Source organism: Clostridium formicaceticum (genome assembly GCF_001854185.1).
Taxonomy (GTDB): domain Bacteria; phylum Bacillota; class Clostridia; order Peptostreptococcales; family Natronincolaceae; genus Andreesenella; species Andreesenella formicacetica.
Genome location: NZ_CP017603.1, coordinates 3,631,848 through 3,650,213, shown reverse-complemented (window position 1 = coordinate 3,650,213; position 18,366 = coordinate 3,631,848). Strand labels below are relative to the sequence as shown.

16 protein-coding genes and 1 tRNA gene are annotated in these 18,366 nt (G+C 33.9%); 16 read left to right on the top strand and 1 reads right to left on the bottom strand.

The genetic code is table 11. From position 1 onward, the window contains the following. Positions 1-142 precede the first annotated feature (142 nt). The 15 genes from spoIVA to BJL90_RS16975 all read left to right on the top strand — a co-directional run bounded on the left by spoIVA (position 143) and on the right by BJL90_RS16975 (position 16,540). Positions 143-1,621 carry a stage IV sporulation protein A gene (spoIVA, locus tag BJL90_RS17040; RefSeq protein ID WP_070970819.1) on the top strand — a complete coding sequence of 493 codons (1,479 nt, stop codon included), beginning with the start codon at positions 143-145 and terminating at the stop codon, positions 1,619-1,621. A 336-nt stretch (positions 1,622-1,957) separates the two neighbouring features. Next, positions 1,958-2,034: transfer RNA gene (locus BJL90_RS17035), tRNA-Pro, on the top strand. 78 nt (positions 2,035-2,112) lie between these two features. Then, positions 2,113-2,367, top strand: a complete 255-nt coding sequence (locus tag BJL90_RS17030) for a recombinase family protein (protein WP_081562070.1) — start codon at positions 2,113-2,115, stop codon at positions 2,365-2,367. Beyond that, the gene (locus tag BJL90_RS23095; RefSeq protein WP_081562069.1) at positions 2,361-2,588 is read left to right on the top strand and encodes a recombinase family protein; all 228 of its coding nucleotides are present in this window, start codon (positions 2,361-2,363) and stop codon (positions 2,586-2,588) included. The genes BJL90_RS17030 and BJL90_RS23095 overlap by 7 nt, the downstream gene beginning before the upstream one ends. A 171-nt stretch (positions 2,589-2,759) precedes the next feature. Then, positions 2,760-3,239, top strand: coding sequence for a recombinase family protein (locus BJL90_RS17020; RefSeq protein ID WP_070970809.1), 480 nt, complete (start codon positions 2,760-2,762; stop codon positions 3,237-3,239). After that, entirely contained in the window at positions 3,217-3,534 is a 318-nt protein-coding gene (locus BJL90_RS17015; protein WP_070970806.1) for a hypothetical protein, read from the top strand. The genes BJL90_RS17020 and BJL90_RS17015 overlap by 23 nt, the downstream gene beginning before the upstream one ends. 302 nt (positions 3,535-3,836) lie before the next feature. After that, positions 3,837-4,586: a helix-turn-helix transcriptional regulator gene (locus BJL90_RS17010; protein ID WP_472234795.1), complete on the top strand. Its 750-nt coding sequence runs from the start codon at positions 3,837-3,839 to the stop codon at positions 4,584-4,586. Between the two features lie 677 nt (positions 4,587-5,263). Continuing rightward, complete coding sequence (locus BJL90_RS17005; RefSeq protein WP_070970802.1) at positions 5,264-6,739, top strand: type I restriction-modification system subunit M; 1,476 nt, start codon at positions 5,264-5,266, stop codon at positions 6,737-6,739. Beyond that, positions 6,732-7,904 carry a restriction endonuclease subunit S gene (locus tag BJL90_RS17000; protein ID WP_070970799.1) on the top strand — a complete coding sequence of 391 codons (1,173 nt, stop codon included), beginning with the start codon at positions 6,732-6,734 and terminating at the stop codon, positions 7,902-7,904. Before BJL90_RS17005 ends, BJL90_RS17000 begins: the two co-directional genes overlap by 8 nt. Before the next feature lie 20 nt (positions 7,905-7,924). After that, on the top strand, positions 7,925-11,329 hold the full coding sequence (locus BJL90_RS16995; protein WP_070970795.1) for a DEAD/DEAH box helicase family protein: 3,405 nt from the start codon (positions 7,925-7,927) through the stop codon (positions 11,327-11,329). 417 nt (positions 11,330-11,746) lie between these two features. Then, complete coding sequence (locus tag BJL90_RS16990) at positions 11,747-12,052, top strand: helix-turn-helix domain-containing protein (RefSeq protein ID WP_070970790.1); 306 nt, start codon at positions 11,747-11,749, stop codon at positions 12,050-12,052. Between the two features lie 610 nt (positions 12,053-12,662). Then, positions 12,663-13,178, top strand: coding sequence for a hypothetical protein (locus tag BJL90_RS16985; protein WP_070970787.1), 516 nt, complete (start codon positions 12,663-12,665; stop codon positions 13,176-13,178). 115 nt (positions 13,179-13,293) lie between these two features. Beyond that, positions 13,294-14,001 carry a lecithin retinol acyltransferase family protein gene (locus BJL90_RS16980; RefSeq protein WP_070970784.1) on the top strand — a complete coding sequence of 236 codons (708 nt, stop codon included), beginning with the start codon at positions 13,294-13,296 and terminating at the stop codon, positions 13,999-14,001. Further along, positions 13,994-14,119 (top strand): hypothetical protein, encoded by a 126-nt coding sequence (locus BJL90_RS23090; protein WP_257786389.1) that lies wholly within the window; start codon positions 13,994-13,996, stop codon positions 14,117-14,119. The genes BJL90_RS16980 and BJL90_RS23090 overlap by 8 nt, the downstream gene beginning before the upstream one ends. Positions 14,120-14,551: 432 nt before the next feature. Beyond that, on the top strand, positions 14,552-16,540 hold the full coding sequence (locus tag BJL90_RS16975) for a methyl-accepting chemotaxis protein (RefSeq protein ID WP_070970780.1): 1,989 nt from the start codon (positions 14,552-14,554) through the stop codon (positions 16,538-16,540). Between the two features lie 24 nt (positions 16,541-16,564). On the opposite strand, the gene dmpI is transcribed toward BJL90_RS16975, so the two are convergent. Further along, on the bottom strand, positions 16,565-16,759 hold the full coding sequence (gene dmpI, locus BJL90_RS16970; RefSeq protein WP_070970777.1) for a 4-oxalocrotonate tautomerase DmpI: 195 nt from the start codon (positions 16,757-16,759) through the stop codon (positions 16,565-16,567). A 362-nt stretch (positions 16,760-17,121) separates the two neighbouring features. Between dmpI and BJL90_RS16965 the strand changes: the two genes are divergently transcribed. After that, complete coding sequence (locus tag BJL90_RS16965; protein WP_070970774.1) at positions 17,122-18,348, top strand: BaiN/RdsA family NAD(P)/FAD-dependent oxidoreductase; 1,227 nt, start codon at positions 17,122-17,124, stop codon at positions 18,346-18,348. Positions 18,349-18,366: the final 18 nt, after the last annotated feature.

Below are 18,366 nucleotides of genomic sequence, written 5' to 3'. Positions count from 1 at the left end.
AAGAAGCATAAATCCTCCTCATAAAAAATATAAAGTAGTAGATAGATTGCGTTGTCATATTTTTTTTGAAGAATCATATATTTATAATGTTATAAAGTATGGAGATATATCTATTTATCTATATACAATAAGGAGGGATAGGATGGAAAAGTACCATATTTACAGAGATATAGCACAGCGTACACAAGGTGACATTTACATAGGTGTTGTAGGACCTGTTAGAACAGGAAAATCTACCTTAATAAAAAGAGTGATGGATTTGTTGGTTTTACCTAATATAGAAAACACCTATAAGAAAGAAAGAGCAAAGGATGAGCTTCCTCAAAGTGGTTCGGGAAAAACCATTACTACGACGGAGCCTAAATTTGTTCCCAATGAAGCAGTTGAGCTGGTTTTAAAAGAGAATGCATCTTTTAAGCTTCGCATGATTGACTGTGTTGGTTATTTAGTGAAGGGGGCTTTAGGGCATCAAGAGGATGGACAGTCACGATTAGTAAATACCCCTTGGTTTGAAAAGCAAATTCCCTTTGAAGAGGCAGCAGAAATTGGTACCAAAAAAGTCATTCAGGAACATTCTACCATAGGTTTAGTGGTAACAACCGATGGTTCCATTACTGATATCGAGAGAGAGAACTATATTGAGGCGGAGGAAAGAGTTATTAATGAACTGAAGGAAATTGATAAACCCTTTGCTATTGTCCTAAATAGTAAAACCCCAGATGCGGAAGAAACACAGACTTTAAAAAATAGTCTGCAGGAAAAATACGGGGTTTCTGTGGTGATTAAAGACTGTGCAACGATGAATATTAACGATATACATGAGATCCTAGAAAGTGTATTATTTGAATTTCCTATCACAGAGATCAATTTCAACTTGCCGGGATGGGTGGAAAGTATCGAATCGGGACATTGGTTAAAATCTACCATCATGAAGGGTATTCGAGAAATTGCCAGTCATACAAGAAGAATAAAAAATGTAGAAACGATGATAGCTAGTTTAAAGGATATTGAAAATATTAAAAAGGTCTCTCTTGAAAATATTAAAATGGGAGAAGGTTCTGCCTTAATTGAACTAACTACAGATGATAACTTGTTTTATAAAATTTTAGGTGAAAAAACCGGTTATGATATTGCTGGAGATCATCAATTGATTGGTTTGATTACAGAGTTAGCAAAGGCAAAAAGGGAATATGATAGGGTAGAAAAAGCATTACAGGATGTCAAAGCCATTGGTTATGGCCTTGTACCGCCATCTTTAGAGGAATTGGCTTTAGAACAACCAGAAATATTCAAACATGGTAATCAATTTGGTGTAAAACTAAGGGCAAATGCACCTTCCTTACACTTTATCAGAGCGGATATAGCGACAGAGGTTTCCCCAGTAGTAGGTACTGAGAAACAAAGTGAGGAACTAGTAAAATATTTGTTGGAGGAGTTTGAACAAAATCCAGAAAAAATATGGGAAACCAACATGTTTGGTAAATCCCTCCATGATATGGTAAAAGAACAATTGCAAAGCAAACTTCAAACAATGCCAGATGATACAAGAATTAAGTTGCAAAAGACTCTGCAAAAAATTATTAATGAAGGAAATGGGGGCTTTATTGCTATTATTTTATAATCTATGAGACTTTGGCAGGAAAATTCTATTAGAAGTTTTATAAATAGCTTAAGTAATATAGAGCTTAACATAAAATAGGGGATGTAAGTACATACCCCTATATTTCTGCGTATAAATAGAAAAGGAAAGACATATACTTAAATATAGAAAAAAATATGAACAAACTACTTGACAAGAGTTGAGAATTAGCATAATATGTATAAGGTAGTTAAAGTAATTGTATTAATTTCATCTGGCTGTGGCGCAGTTTGGTAGCGCGCCAGACTGGGGTAGCGTTAGTTTATGGTTAATTTTATTTAATAGTAACTTTAAAACAATAAATATGTTTTGTTAATTCGGGGCGTAGTTCAGTTTGGTAGAACGCATGACTGGGGGTCATGAGGCCGCAGGTTCAAGTCCTGTCGCTCCGACCATGTAAATTCAACTATCTAAAATTTAGGTAGTTTTTTTATGTTAGAAATGATTTTAACCTAATAAAATGATGTTAGGTCATACACATTTATTTCTTAACAGGGGATGAAAATATAGAGAGAGTATATGGTTATGTTAGATTGTCGAGAGATGATGATGATGAAAAGGAAAGTTTATTAGGACAGAAGAGAATCATTGAAGATTATGCTGAAAAATTAGGGTTTAAAATTATTGAAATATTTGATGATGATAATTGTACAGGTATGAATTTTGACCGTGATGGTATATTAGAAATTGAAGCACTTGTGAAGAATAAAGCAATAGATGTATATTAAGAAATGGAAAGACAAAATTAACTAATATTAAGGGAAAGAAAAAACTGACAAATGAAGAAGATCACATAGTACATTATGATTATTATCCTCCAATTGTGTCAAAAGCGGATTTTAATCTAGTTCAAGAAATTGTTAAAAAAAGGTCTAAAAAAGCAGTAAGAGCAGGAAATGAAAAAATTCATATTGATGTATTATTTGTTACTAACATATTGTTGGACTAGGGGTCTGGAGGTCGCAGGTTCAAGTCCTGTCAGCCAGACTAAGTTATAAGCTACATTTTTGTTGGTAATAAACCAATGAAGATTAGCTTTTTTATACCTAAATCTCGAATAATATTTGAAGAATGCAGCACCTACTTGGGTATTGCATTTTTGCGTTAAGGAAGCTTTGAAATGAGTAAACAAATTACTACTATTCCTGCAAGACAAGATCAATCTGATAAAAGGTTAAAAGTTGCTGCCTATTGCCGTGTCAGTACTGAGCATGAGGAACAAAGACAGAGTTTAAAATCACAAATAGCTTACTATACGCAAAAAATTTGCGATAACCCGGATTGGGATTTTGTCGATATTTACGCTGAACAGGAATCTGGCACAAGAGTATATAATAGAGATGAAGTTCAGCGATTAATGAAAGACTGCAGAGATGGAAAAGTAGATTTGATTTTGATGAAATCTCTAAGTCGTTTTGGACGCAATACATTGGATGTGCTGCTTATGCTCGATGAATTATCAAAATTAAATGTAGTTGTCTACTTTGAAACTGAGGATATTTGCTCTAATGATTCTCGAGTAAAAAAGTACATTACTATGATAGCAGCGGCTTATCAGGAAGAAAGCAGACAGAAAAGTGAAGCTATTAATAAAAGATGATTCTAAATGTAAAGACTGTACAGATAAATATCCTGCAAGGAGAAGGAATAATGGATATAGTGCTAGTTTTGATATCCATGAATGCAAATCATGCCCATATAGTAGTAGTCTAAGAACTAAATCTTGGAAAAGAAACCCTAGATATATTGATAAATACAAAGATATGATTTTAAATTACCAGAATTTTGAGTTTGTATTAGTAGATATGTCTTCTGATATGGAAAAAAGAACCAACAGATATGATAGAGAAAAGGAATATGCAAAAACAAACCAAGCATTATATTGGTGGGGATAACTTGTTTGCAACTTAGCAAAGCAATATGAGTCGAAGCTTTTTAGTAAATGTGCAAATTTGAATCTTACGCTTGAAAATATCACCATCCGTTTGTCGGAGGGGTTTATCATGGGGCTGATCGGCCCCAACGGTGCAGACAAAAATTTCTTTGATAGAGGTATTAAAAACCTCATATTGTAGGCCAGACGCAAAGATGCAGAACTTAAAAGAGAAAAATGAAATAACAGCAAGTAAAATCAAGCAGTAATCTCTCTATTTCTTTATAATAAATGTAGGGTGGTTGAAACGAGGTGAACGGACGAATGTACGAATGGCAGAAGCAAATTCAAATAATCGTTGATGAAATTGACAAATGTATTAAAAATTATAATGATGAAGCCTTGACACTACGCTTTCTTTCTCGCAGGCTGGGTTATTCTGAATTTTATACAACGAGAAAATTCAAAGAAATATCGGGTATGCAATTTAGGGATTATCTGCGGCATAGAAAATTAGCCTTTGCACTAAAAGAGGTTCGGGATAGTGAAAAAAGCCTTTTAGATATTGCTTTTGATTATGGTTTTTCATCACATGAAGCTTTTACCAGAGCTTTTAAGGGAACATATGGTGTAACTCCAAGTGAATACCGAAAAAAGCCTAAGCCTGTCGTTCTTCGTACAAAAATAAACCCTTTCGACCGCTACTTTTTAGGATTGGGAGAGATTGGGATGATGAAATCTACAGATAATGTTAAAATTTATTTTGTAACAATTCCCGCACACAAATTTTTGCACATTAAAAACTATGAGAGTAATGGGTATTGGGATTTTTGGCAAAAGCAAAGTCTTATTCCGGGACAGGACTGCGAAACAATTTGCGGATTACTCGATAGTATCAAGGGCAAATTGGATGACGATGGTGGGAGCGAATCTAACGGCGGCAGCGGTCAGATTATGGCGTACATTAATGACCGATTGATGTTCCCGAAGCCGAGTATATTGTTTTTGAACATGGGCCCTTCGATTATGAGCAGGAAAATCGTAGTGTGGAGGAAAAGATTGAAAAGGCAATGACAACTTTTGATTTTGCAGGCACTGGTTACTGCTTTGATACTTCCCCCGGTAGAATAATTTACTTTTGTTTTAATCCGGAACGGTATTTTAAGTATATCAGACCAGTGCGGAAGTAAATAAAATCGACTGCCTCTCCACTATTGTTTCTAACGAGAAAACCAAACAGGAAATAACAAATTCCAAGTTATAGGACAGATTAACTTCTCATTATGTTTATAATGAAATACTTACTACTTTATAAAACGGGTGGCTTTTGATTTTATTTGTTCTAAAAGGGTGCATCTATTTTGTACTAATGACACAGATGAAACTCTTGTATCCACTAAGGTACAGGAGTTTTTTATTTTTTGCCTATAGTTTATATAACTTTAAATTGGAGACTATTTGCTTTTTTACGCTCATTATTCTTTTTATTCTTGTCTAGTATAGTAAAGTACTTATTTACCTCTATATTCAGACCTGCACATATCTTTTCTACTGTAGAAGCTATACAGTTATTTCCTTTTATATATGGAAACAAATATCCAAACTTAACTTAGAAGGAAATTGACCTATTTGTGTGGTATAATGTTGCTAAATGAGCCTATTTAATAAAATATGAGAAGATATAAAAGTTAATGAAATAATTAATACGCTATTTGTACTAAAGAAATTATACATAAGAGGAGATACAACAAATGATAACAGGAGAAGTTAAGAACAAAATTGATAAGATATGGACAGATATATGGGCAGGAGGAATTACACAACCATTAACTGTAATTGAGCAATTAACCTATTTAATGTTCATTCGTTCATTAGATGAAAAAGAAATTGAAAATGAGAGTTTAGAAGCTTTAGGGATGGAAGTGCCAAATAAGATTTTTCCTGATACACCAGACGGCCAGGCTATGCGTTGGTCTAAATTTAAAGATAAAGATCCAAGGGAAATTTTTGAGGTTATAGGTCAAAAGGTATTTCCCTTCATCAAATCTATGAATGGCAATAAAACCTCAGCATTTTCAAGATATATGGAGGATGCCATATTCCTTATGCCAACTCCGCAGGTATTACAGAAGGTCATTACTGGCTTAGATGAGCTATATGAACATGACATTAAGGATCTTGATATGCAGGGGGATTTATACGAGTATATGCTTGGAAAACTGTCTGTTGCCGGTCAAAACGGTCAATTTAGAACCCCAAGGCATATTAGAAATATGATGGTGAAATTATTAGCTCCTACACCAGATGATAGAATTTGTGATCCTGCTTGTGGGACTGCTGGATTTTTAGTTTCCTCTGCTGAATATATTAGGGAGAAATATGAAAGTGAAATGACTACAGAGCAATGGGAAAAATTTGAGGGAGATGCCTTTACAGGATTTGATACCGACAGAACCATGCTTCGACTATCTGCAATGAATCTGATGTTGCACTCTATTTCAAATCCAGATATCAACTATGCTGATAGTGTATCAAAACAAAATGACATATCCGATGCCTATGATGTCATTCTAGCAAATCCACCTTTCACGGGCACTATAGATGCTGAAAGTATACATGACAACCTAAAGGCCATCTGTAATACCAAAAAGACAGAGTTGCTCTTCATAGCCTTGTTTATTCGTATGCTAAATATAGGTGGAAGATGTGCTTGTATCGTGCCAGATGGCGTATTATTCGGGACAACAAAGGCACATAAATCCCTTAGAAAAGAATTGGTTGAAAGCCATAACCTGCAGGCTGTTATTTCTATGCCTAGTGGTGTATTCAAACCCTATGCAGGAGTTTCTACTGCAATCCTTATATTCACAAAGACTAATGCAGGAGGAACAGATAAAGTATGGTTTTACGACATGAAATCAGACGGCTTTTCCCTAGATGATAAGCGAAAAGATTTAGGCAATGATGGAGATATCACGGATATCATTAATAGATTCCATAGCCTTGACAAGGAAGTAGACAGAAAGAAAACAGAGCGGAGCTTCTTAGTGGATAAGGAAGAGATCAAGAACAATGATTATGACTTGTCTATTAATAGATACAAAGAGATTGAATATGAAAAGGTAGAATATGAGAAACCAGAAGTAATTATGACCCGCCTTGATGAGTTGGCTATTGATTTAAGCTCTAAGATGGAGGAATTGAGGGGGTTGTTGGAAAATGAGTAAGTGGAAGATGGTGAAGTTAGGGGACATTGCATCACTAATAACAAAAGGGACAACTCCTACAACAATCGGATTTCAGTTTGAAGATATCGGTGTTAATTTTGTTAAGATTGAAAGTATAACAGAGACAGGTATGTTTATTAAAGATAAGTTTCAATATATTTCTACAGAATGTAATGATAAAATGAAACGCTCAATACTTTGTGAAAATGATATCTTGTTTTCCATTGCAGGAGCATTAGGAAGAACAGCTATTGTAGATGCAAGTATATTACCAGCAAACACTAATCAAGCGCTAGCTATTATTAGGATTTCAAAAGGTAATATTGATTATAAATATATTCAATTGACATTGAAGTCTTCCTTTGTATATAGACAATTTCAAAAGCAAAAGCAAGGGGTTGCACAGCTGAATTTATCTTTAAAAAACATATCAGATTTAGAAATTCCGCTACCACCCCTCGATATCCAAAAACACATTGCAGACACCCTAGACAAAGCACAAGAAATAATTAATGGTCATAAAAAACAGCTTGAAGAACTTGATAATTTGATTAAAGCAACTTTTTATGATATGTTTGGTGATCCTATTGTGAATAAAAAAGAATGGAAGGAACATAAATTGGGAGATATGTGCACTATTGTTCGAGGAGGTTCACCGAGGCCAATTGAAAAATATTTAGGAGGAACAATTCCTTGGATTAAAATAGGGGATGCTACAAAAGGTGATGACCTATATTTGACTTCAACCAAAGAGCACATTATTGAAGATGGAATTAAAAAAAGTAGATATATTAAATCTGGAAGTATGATCTTCGCAAATTGTGGAGTATCCTTAGGATTTGCTAGGATTATAACTTTTGATGGATGTATTCACGATGGTTGGTTGGCCTTTGATATTAAGAGTGATAAATTGAATAATATTTTTTTATTGAAACAGCTTAACGAAATGACTGAACATTTTCGCAGGACAGCTCCAAGTGGAACGCAACCTAATTTAAATACTAGTATCATGAAAAATATAAAAATAATTGTTCCACCATTATATTTACAAGAGAAATTCACTTCAATAGTTTTAAACATAGAAGAACAAAAATCCATAGTTAAACAATCTATCACAGAAAGTGAAACCCTATTCAACAGCCTCATGAGTAAATACTTCGATTAAACAAGAAAGCAGGTGATTCTATGGCAACAAATTTTTCGTTTCTGAAAAATATAAGTGAATATCAACTGTTTGCTAATGCCTGCATTGATGCAGAAGATGTTTTAACAACCTCTCCAGCTATGTCGGCCATTGGAAGTAGGAAGGCGTTTGAATTAGCTGTTAAATGGGTATATTCTGCGGATTCTACTATGAAGATGCCATATAAGGATAACCTGCAGGCCTTAGTACACGAAGAATCCTTTCGATATGCAGTAGATCCTGAAACATGGAGAAAACTACAATACATTATTAAAATCGGGAATATTGCAGTGCACACAGAGAAGACCATATCCCATAACGATGCTGTTCTTTCCTTATCCATTTTATTTGAATTTGTGGAATGGATTGATTATTGCTATGGCATGGAATATGAGGAAAGAAAATTCAATGAAAAGTTGATTCCTGAAGTAGGAGACAATGCAGAGGAAGCTAAGAAAATTCAAGCTAAATTATCCAATGAGTTAAAAACGTTTAAAGAAAAAACCAACAAGCTCATTGATGAAAAAGATAAAGAGATTGCAAGGCTTATTGCAGAACTTAAGAAAAAGAGCGAAGTAATTACTGCATTGAAGGATGAGCATAAGGAAGAAAGGGAATTTACACCAGAGGATTTATCCGAATATGAAACTAGAAAGAAATATATTGATGTAGACCTAAAATTCTTAGGCTGGCAATTCTCTCAAAGTGCAAGGAAAGATTGTGTAGAAGAAGAGATGACTGTTGTTGGTATGCCGAAGGAATCAGGTTCAGGTAATGGCTTTGTAGATTATGTTCTTTGGGGAAAAGACGGCACGTCTATTGCCTTAATTGAAGCTAAGAGAACCTTCAAGGATGCAAGAAAAGGTACCCATCAAGCTTGGTTATATGCCAACTGTATAGAAAAAATGACAGGCCATAGACCCATCATCTTTAATACCAATGGTTACGATTATTATATTTGGGATGACAGGATAGGACCCCAAAGACGGGTCAGTGGCATATTTTCAAGGGATGATTTACAAAGATTGTTTAATAGGCGATCTTCAAGAAAGAAACTTAGCGAAATAGAGATTGATGATAAAATTACCGATAGATACTACCAGAAGGAAGCTATCAGGGCTGTTTGTGATAACATAGAAAGGGGTCACATGCGTTCCCTTCTAGTTATGGCAACGGGAACAGGAAAGACAAGAACCGCCTCCAGTTTAACCGATGTCCTTTCTAGAGGTGGATATGTTACCAATACCTTATTTTTAGCCGATAGAACTGCATTAGTAAGCCAGGCAAAGGATGATTTTAAAAACTATCTTCCAGATATGTCTTTATGCAACCTTTTATCCAATAAGGATGATAAAAATGCTAGGATCGTATTTTCAACCTATCCTACTATGCTGAATGCCATTGATAGTGCTAGAAATGCAGATGGTAGCCGATTGTTTACTCCTGCACATTTTGATCTTATCATTGTAGATGAGAGTCATAGAAGTATTTTCAAAAAATACAAAGCTATCTTTGAATATTTCGATGCCTATATCGTAGGGCTTACAGCAACCCCAAGGTCAGATGTCCACAGTAGCACCTATGAATTCTTTGAGGTTGAAAAGGATGTACCTACCTTTGCCTATGACTATGATACGGCAGTCCATAAGGACCATGTGCTGGTTCCTTATCATAATACAGAAGTCAGTACTAAGTTTTTATCAGAGGGTATTACCTATGATGATCTATCTCCGGAAGATAAAGAAAGGTACGAAGAAGACTTTACAGATGAAGATGGAGAGATGAGGGATGAAATCCCTGCACCAGAAATCAATAAATTCATCTTCAATCAAAACACAGTGGACTATGTAATTAATGACCTCATGACAAGTGGTTTAAAAGATGCAAGTGGAAATAGATTAGGGAAAACCATTATCTTTGCCCAGAACAAGAATCATGCTCAATTTATTGTTGACCGTTTCAATGTTTTATACCCGGAGTACAAAGGACAATTCTGTAAGAGGATCGTATGTGATGATGACTATGCACAGGATTTAATCACCCAATTCAAAAGTCCTGATAAAGATCCCCACATAGCGGTATCAGTAGATATGCTGGATACAGGAATTGATGTTAGGGAAATCGTAAACCTTGTATTTTTTAAGCGTGTTCGTTCAAAGATCAAGTTCTGGCAGATGATAGGGAGAGGTACAAGAATAAGACCAGACCTATTCGGTAAAGGAAAGGATAAAGAATATTTTTATATCTTTGATTATTTAGGGAACTTTGAGTATTTTAGAGAAAATAAAAATGGTATTGAAGCAAGCGCAAACACCTCAACACAGGCAAGCATTTTCTCCAAAAGAATAAAATTAATTGTTCATATGCAAGATACAGCTTTTGGTGATGAAGAATACCAGACATTGAGAAATACATTGGTAGATGAAGTTTTCCAGCAGATAACAAGTCTAACACCAGATAGAATAGATGTTAAGATGAAAAGGAAATATGTTGACAAGTATAATGCAAAGGATGCTTTTACCTGTCTTTCTGAAAGAGATAAATCTGATTTAATAGAGCATATAGCAGACCTTGTATCCATGAATGATAAGGATGATAAGGCGGTTGAATTTGATAATCTAATGTATGGATTGATGTTAACACAGCTAGAAGGTGGTAAAAGCTTTAAAAGGTTTAAAAACAGTACCACTTCTAAGACCTCCATTCTTTTAAAGAAAACTACAATACCTCAGGTGAAGGCTAAAGTACCTATATTAAAAGAGGTTGTAGAAGATGAGTTTTGGGATACAGCAAGTATTCTGAACTTTGAAAAAATCCGTACAGAGCTTAGGGATTTAATGAAGTTCGCAATAACAGAGGGGCAAAGCACCGTTTATACCAATCTTCATGATGTAGAGCTTGAGCGTACAGTTTGCAAGGAATTTGAAATGAGCTATGACTTTGAGAATTACAAACTGAAGGTCAATAAATATATTGAGGAAAACAAGCATAATATAGCTATTCACAAGCTAAGAAACAACATTTCTCTCAATGAAGCTGACTACAAGACCCTAGAAAAGATATTTACAGGAGAGCTTGGTACAAAAGCGGATTACGAAAGCAACTTCAAGGATACCCCCTTTGGTCTATTAGTCCGCAGAATTGCAAAGATGGAAAGAGAAGCAGCAATGAAGGCCTTCTCCTCTTTCATAAATGAACAGAACCTTAATGCTAATCAAATTGTGTTTATAAATAAAGTAATAGATTATATTGAGCAGAACGGTTATGTGGAGAATATAGCAGAGCTAACCAAACCACCCTTTGATAAACCTCAAAGTTTTATCAAGTTATTTGATCCTGAGATACAGAAAAAATTCGTTCATATAATCAATGAGGTTAAAGACAATGCAACGAAGATTATAAGTTAGTGGAAATATACTAATAGAAGAGCAGGAAGAGATAGGTACCAGTATGAAGCGAATTACTGTGGGATATGTTTAGTGGCATAATGCTAAGCATGATAGAACAGGACACTTATTTCAAAATAGATACAATAGTGAAGTAGTTGAAATAGATGAATATTTAATTAACGTGTTTAAGATATATTCAGCAAAATCCAGTAAAAGCAAAGCTAACAGAAGCAGACGAACTACCCCCCTATGCCTTCGGAGAAAAATTTAAAAATTCAATAGGAAATAATTAAAAATACAACAAAAATGATGTATAATAAGATACAACATAATGCATGTAAAAAACAAAAGGGTAAGGCAGAAAAGTTTGAACTGGATAAAGCTAAAAAAAGAGCAAGTGAGCTTCTGGATTATTAGGAAAGGGGGGTGGCATAGATGCCTTTTAAAAAAATAGATGCAAAAAAGATGCTTCAGGATAAAATTGAAAAGGATAAAGAGTTTGCAAAAACTTATGAAGAGGTTAAAAAAGAATATACTTTAATTCAGCAAGTAATTAAAGCCAGAAAGGAAATGGGATTAACCCAGAAGGAATTAGCTAATAAAGTCGGTGTGACTCAACAAGTTATTTCACGCTTTGAAAATGAAAAAAATGCCCCTACTTTAGATAACCTTATAAAAATATTAGATGGACTAGATCTTGAAATATCGATTAGTAAAAAAAAAGACTACATTAGCATATAAAAGTATAAACAATAAATTGAAAGTGCTGACAAGCTGGAACTGGTATCCAGCTTTTTTCACTTTTTTTGGCTGTTTGCAGTTTAGGGGTTATTTGCAAACATTTTGTAAACGAAAATCTCAATATAGCCCTAAAGGCTTCCTTATTGCTGCTATGTTCCTCTATACTTCCTAGTTATTTTGAGTAGTGTAGATTTTTTTTATCTATATTATAGTTTTGATTTACGTTTGTAGTATTTTTTATATAATAAGCACAAGTTGTTTCATTTTAAGTTTTTATGACAAGAGTTATGTGTATTAAAATTCAAAGTAGTAATAAATTACAATAAATGCAACAATTATTTGCCATTAATGGATTATCGACAAAATTAGTCAAAGGAAATTTACAAAAATTACCGAAATATTGTATTTGTTGGAAGCTTTAATAAAGAGAAACACTGATATATATTAAGGTGTGTTTCTAAAAAAACTATTAAAGATTTATTATCGAAATATTTGTTCATTATGCCTATAATGGAAAGTTGAAAGTTGAAAGGTGAAATGAAGCGGTAAATTTGTAAAAAAGAATATATTTAAAATGAAATTTTAAAGTCTATGATAGTAGGTGGAAATAATGATAAACATATTGAATTTGATTTATAGAAACAAAGAATGGTTGTTTTCAGGATTTGGTATTGTTTTCTTTACTATTATCATTAAGTATTTTTACTCTAGTATAGCATTATACAATTTCAAAAAAAATTCGAATTTAATTAGAGGATTTTGGAGAGGAAAAGTGTATCAAATTCATGAAATGGGTCAAAGCCCTATTGAGTTTTTGATAACATGTAAGATAACGAATATAAAAGGAAAGTTTCGTGCTGAGAGTAAAATTTGGATTGAAGATTCTCATGAAAAAACTGAAGAAACCATGATTGCAACTGGTCAATTTGTTAAAGAACGTTTTGTAAGAGAAAGGATTTTAAAATTTGATTACTTTATTGGGAAAAATGAAATAGTTCAATTTGGACAAATGTTACTGGAATTACATGCTAACGGCAGCGAACTGTCCGGATTTTTTACAGGTTTTGGAGCAACTTCAGAGAAATTACTAGCGGGATATATAAAAATTAAAAAGTATGATACTTAACTTAACAATGTCTTGTAGAGAGACTTGTTTAGGAATGACGCTGTAGAGCTAATTCTTAGAATTTAAAGCTCTTAGAGTTTTCGAGAGCGTACATATTCACAAATGGGGGTAAAACATGGCTAAAGGGGATCATATTGTTGTTGAAAGACCGCATGGTTGGGTAGCTGCTGGAATGTTACATCATGGAATAGACTTAGGAGATAATACCGTGGTACATTTTACTGGTGCTACAAGTCAAACTGCTAAAGTAATTAGAACAAATATTAGGACATTTGCCAAAAATGGATCTATCAAAGTGGTGGACTATGAAGAAATACGAAATTCATTCTCATACATGTATAAACGTTATAAGTTTCGTAAATTATTAGATGAATACTGTTCAATGGAGAATAGAGACCCAGATGAAGTGGTAAGATTTTCTTTAGAAAATCTAGGTAGAACTGGTGGTGGTTATCACCCTGCTTCAAATAATTGTGAGCATTTTGCTACTTTGATGAGAAAAGGTATGCCTTTTAGTCTGCAAGTGGAGAACGCAGTCGATAATATCGATTCTAGTTTACATCCTATAGGAAATTTTGTTTCTCAAATTGTTATGGAATTATTACGCTTTAAAACTAACCCATATCAACATCAACCAAAAGATGGTGTAAATTACTTGGGAAGTATATATGAACATAACGGCCTCTATTACCATGAATGCTATGAGAAACCATTTTTTATTCCACCTAGATGGTTTGTAAGTGTATCATCAGAACAGTGGGAAGAAATAGATCAAAAGAGTGTACCTTACCCTCTTAGGGAAATAAATACACTCTTTGAGTAGGTATGTTGGAACAGCGACTAACAAGGTAATATTTGATAAAACCCTAAAGGATGTTTCTTTTAGAAACTTTATTATAGAAGAAATTGTTAGGGAATTATATGAAGGATATCAAGCATAAATCCATCTTTTTTAATGAGCAAATTTGCATAATGAAAGTGTTGAAGTCTGTAAATGAAATTTTGCAACAATGTTAACTGGTAAAATAGGCGATTTTTTTAATAAGTCTTAGCAATGACTAAAACTATAAAAAAAGTATGCTTTTTAAAAATAGCATACTTTTTTTAGTTTTAAGGATTAAAATTCATTTAATTTTACAGAAAAAGTATATTGGAAGAAAGCTTCATGCCTTATTTATAAATAGATTTACTCGGAATATCTAAATCCTTATTATCTGTCATTTAGATTATTTGACAAAATATGAAGGAATATGCAATTATTTGTCGAATCAGTTGTTTTATGGAATTCTATTGTGAAATTAAATGAGAAAATTAGCTGCAAATTATTGTAGATGGCACAAAAGAGTTCAAATAATTAAAAGGGGGAATGAAATGTGAAGAGTATAAAAACAAAACTGATTCTTTATTTTTCTGTCTTGATCTTATTCATATCTCTTATATTCGGTTTTGTTTCTTTGCGGGCTACTGAAAAAGCAGTTGCAAGAGAAGTAGAAGAAGCCATGAGGGCGTTAGCGGAAGAAGGTGCAAAGTTAGTTGCAAGTGAGCTTAATGTAGATATAGCCATTCTTGAAACTATTTCAAGAATGGAAGAGATTAGAAGCATGGATTGGGAAATACAAAAACTTATACTAGAAAGAGAGTTTCAAGCACAATCTTTTCTTGATTTAGGTATTGTTTCTTTAGATGGAACAGCAAGGTATACAGATGGTAGTATTGCTGAGCTAGGGGACAGGGATTATATACAGAGAGCATTTGCAGGTAAATCCAATGTATCAGATGTGATTATAAGTCGTGTAACAAACGCTCCAGTTGTTATGATTGCAGCACCGATAGTAGATGACGAACAAGTTATAGGCGCTTTGATTGCCAGAACAGATGGCAATTTTTTAAGCACTTTAACGGATAATATGGGTTTTGGAAAGGCTGGTTATGCATATATTATCAACAATTATGGAACCATTATAGCCCATCCAGATAGGGAAAAGGTAATAGGTCAGGTGAATCCAATCGAGGAAGCGGAAACTGACGCTACCCTTAGGGCGGTGGCAGAACATTATAAAAAGGTACTAGAGGAAAAACGAGGCGTCGGTTATTATTCTTTTGAAGGCAATCAGATCTATTCTGCATACGCTCTTGTAGAAGGAAGAGATTGGGTGATCGTGATTACTGCCGATGAAAAGGAGGTGCTAGCTGCCCTTTTCACGATGCAAAGAAATCTTATGCTAATAACCTTTGTAATTTTGGCAGTAGGTATTCTTCTTTGTTCTTTAGTAGGCACTGCCATTGCAAAGCCTATTGTTACAGCAGTAAAGCATGGGGAAAAGATTGCAAAGCTAGACATAACCCAGGACTTTCCTAAAGACTTACTGCAAAGAAAGGATGAAATTGGAGCTTTAGCTACAGCATTTCAAGCAATTATAGATAATCTTAGAAATTTTATAAAACAGGTAGCCGAGACCTCCCAGCAGGTGTCATCATCTTCGCAGGAGTTGACCGCCACTAGTCAGCAATCGGCTACTGCAGCAGATGAAATAGCTAGAACCATTGAAGAAATAGCTAAGAGTGCTAATGATCAAGCAAAAGATACAGAAGACGGGGTTTTAAAAACAGAGGAGTTGAGTAAAATTATTGATGAAGATTTAAAGGACATGGATAAAATAGAGGAAGCTGTAAAAAAACTAGTAGGTTTGAAGGACCAGGGAATGGGGCTGATAAAAGAATTAACCGTCAAAAGTAAAAACAATGCAGATGCAATAAAAATTATTCATAGAAGCACTGTGGATACAAATGAAAGCGCAGAAAAAATTGGTGAAGCCAGCAAAATTATTCAGGGTATTGCAGAACAAACAAATTTATTGGCATTAAATGCAGCGATCGAAGCAGCAAGGGCAGGAGAATTGGGCAGGGGATTTGCTGTAGTGGCAGAAGAAATTCGTAAATTAGCTGAGCAGTCAACACATTCAGTACAAGATATAGAAGAGATGCTAGAAAAATTACAGAAAAACTCTCAGAGTGCTGTAAATACTATGCAAGAAGTTTTATCTATTATTGAGGCTCAGGTAGGAAGTGTAGAAACTACAGAAAATAAATTTAATGATATTGCTGGGGAAGTAGATGTTGTAAAAACTATTGTAAATAAGTCGATGGGTTCAGTACAAACAATGAATAACAAAAAGGATGAACTTGCCAGTATCATGCAGAACTTAGCGGCGATTGCCGAGGAAAATGCAGCCGGTACCCAAGAAGCTTCAGCATCTGTAGAAGAGCAAACTGCTTCTATGGAACAAATAGCTGCTGCCAGCGAATCTTTAGCAACTTTAGCTGAAAAAATGCAGCGGAATATACATAGATTCAAGTATTAAAATAAAAGCTGGGTTCCCCAGCTTTTATTTATTCTTATGTATTTCAGATAAAAGTTGTCTGCCTTTCCCGATATTATCTAAATCGTTTTCTTTAATAAAAGTAAGGAAGGCTTCTTCAGGTAAATTAAGAATTTCACTAGCCTTTGATACTAAAACTTCAACAAGTTTTTCTTTTTGTTCCTTTGTTATTTTACCACAGTCAATATTAATAACTGGCATAAGATCATCTCCCTATATGAATTTATATTTATTATAAACATTTGTACCAAGATTTACAACTAGTACAATAAAAACAGTATTTCAAAGTGAGCTTATTTCAACAAATTGAAGATAAAACTATAGTAAAAATTAAAATGAGAATATATTGATCTACTAGGATTAAAGGGGGACTAAAATACCTAGGAATCATTATATTCTCATTAACTATAGTATGGACAAAGCATGAAAGTTTTAGACACAATATATCAAAAAATATTTCGCTAAGATTACAATAAATTTTTTTACAAGGTTTAAACCTTCTTTTATATTGATTATAATATAAAAGAAAATGATTGTAATAAGTATAGTAAAGGATGTATGAAATGAAAAATAAAAAGGTGATAGTCGTAGGTGGAGGGCCTGCTGGTATGATGGCTGCCATCACTGCAGCTCAGTATAGTGATGGTGTAATTTTAATGGAGAAAAATGATAAAATAGGAGAAAAATTAAGGATTACAGGAGGCGGAAGGTGCAATATAACAAATAATTCTTCTCCTGAAGAAATTATGAAAAATGTTGTTACAAATGGTAAATTTTTATACAAAAGTTTACATAGCTTTACCAGTAGAGAACTTATGGAACTTATAGAGGAAAATGGATGCCCTCTTAAAATAGAAGAGGAACAAAAAGTATTTCCTGCCAGCGAAAAATCTAAAGATATTATGGAAGTCTTTCATCGATTGCTACAGAAAAACAATGTAAAAGTATATTCTCAGTGCGAAGTAAAAAATCTTTTAATAGAGAATCAGAGGGTGATTGGTGTTACAACAAATAATCAGCAGGAATTTCAATGTGATGCTGTTATTATGGCAACTGGAGGTGTATCTTATCCTCACACAGGAAGTACAGGAGAAGGACATAGAATTTGTAAAAAGCTAGGTCATACAATTATACCCTTAAAGCCTAGTCTAATAGCTATGGTTACCAAAGAAAAGTGGTTAACAGAAATGATGGGAATTTCTTTAAGGGATATCGTAATGAAAAGCAAGATAGGTAATAAATCAATAACTGCTTATGGAGATCTACTATTTACCCATTATGGAATATCTGGACCAGCTGTTTTTCAGCTAAGTGCACATCTTAATAAGGTGTCACTGGAAGAACATACAATCCTAGTGGATCTTTTACCTAAGATTTCACAGGAAGAATTAAAAGAAATATTTATCTCAGTTGAAAAGAGCAATAAACAAGTTTCAACCATACTGGTGGACTACTTGCCTAGAAAGTTTTTTACTCAGATGTTAAATAGATTAAATATTTCCAGTGAGATTACTTTAAATCAATTAAACAAGAAAGATAGGAATAGAATCATAGATAGGATAAAATATTTTAAAATTACGATGACAGCATTAAGAGATATTAAATATGCTACTGTTACATCAGGAGGTATAGCGGTGAAGGAGGTAGATCCTTTAACAATGGCATCCAAACTAGTCCAAGGACTATTTTTTGCAGGGGAATTGTTAGACGTAGATGCCTTAACAGGGGGATTTAATCTTCAAATAGCCTTTTCTACCGGTTATATTGCTGGAAAGAGTAGTGTCCAATAACTTAATGTATAAAAAGAA

Excerpts from the sequence above, each read along its gene's own strand:
- spoIVA (WP_070970819.1), top strand. The coding sequence starts at position 143 with ATGGAAAAGTACCATATTTACAGAGATATAGCACAGCGTACACAAGGT.
- BJL90_RS17000 (WP_070970799.1), top strand. The coding sequence starts at position 6,732 with ATGAGTAAGTGGAAGATGGTGAAGTTAGGGGACATTGCATCACTAATA.
- BJL90_RS16980 (WP_070970784.1), top strand. The coding sequence starts at position 13,294 with ATGGCTAAAGGGGATCATATTGTTGTTGAAAGACCGCATGGTTGGGTA.
- BJL90_RS17020 (WP_070970809.1), top strand. The coding sequence starts at position 2,760 with ATGAGTAAACAAATTACTACTATTCCTGCAAGACAAGATCAATCTGAT.
- BJL90_RS16965 (WP_070970774.1), top strand. The coding sequence starts at position 17,122 with ATGAAAAATAAAAAGGTGATAGTCGTAGGTGGAGGGCCTGCTGGTATG.
- BJL90_RS16990 (WP_070970790.1), top strand. The coding sequence starts at position 11,747 with ATGCCTTTTAAAAAAATAGATGCAAAAAAGATGCTTCAGGATAAAATT.
- dmpI (WP_070970777.1), bottom strand. The coding sequence starts at position 16,759 with ATGCCAGTTATTAATATTGACTGTGGTAAAATAACAAAGGAACAAAAA.
- BJL90_RS17010 (WP_472234795.1), top strand. The coding sequence starts at position 3,837 with ATGTACGAATGGCAGAAGCAAATTCAAATAATCGTTGATGAAATTGAC.
- BJL90_RS16985 (WP_070970787.1), top strand. The coding sequence starts at position 12,663 with ATGATAAACATATTGAATTTGATTTATAGAAACAAAGAATGGTTGTTT.
- BJL90_RS17005 (WP_070970802.1), top strand. The coding sequence starts at position 5,264 with ATGATAACAGGAGAAGTTAAGAACAAAATTGATAAGATATGGACAGAT.
- BJL90_RS16995 (WP_070970795.1), top strand. The coding sequence starts at position 7,925 with ATGGCAACAAATTTTTCGTTTCTGAAAAATATAAGTGAATATCAACTG.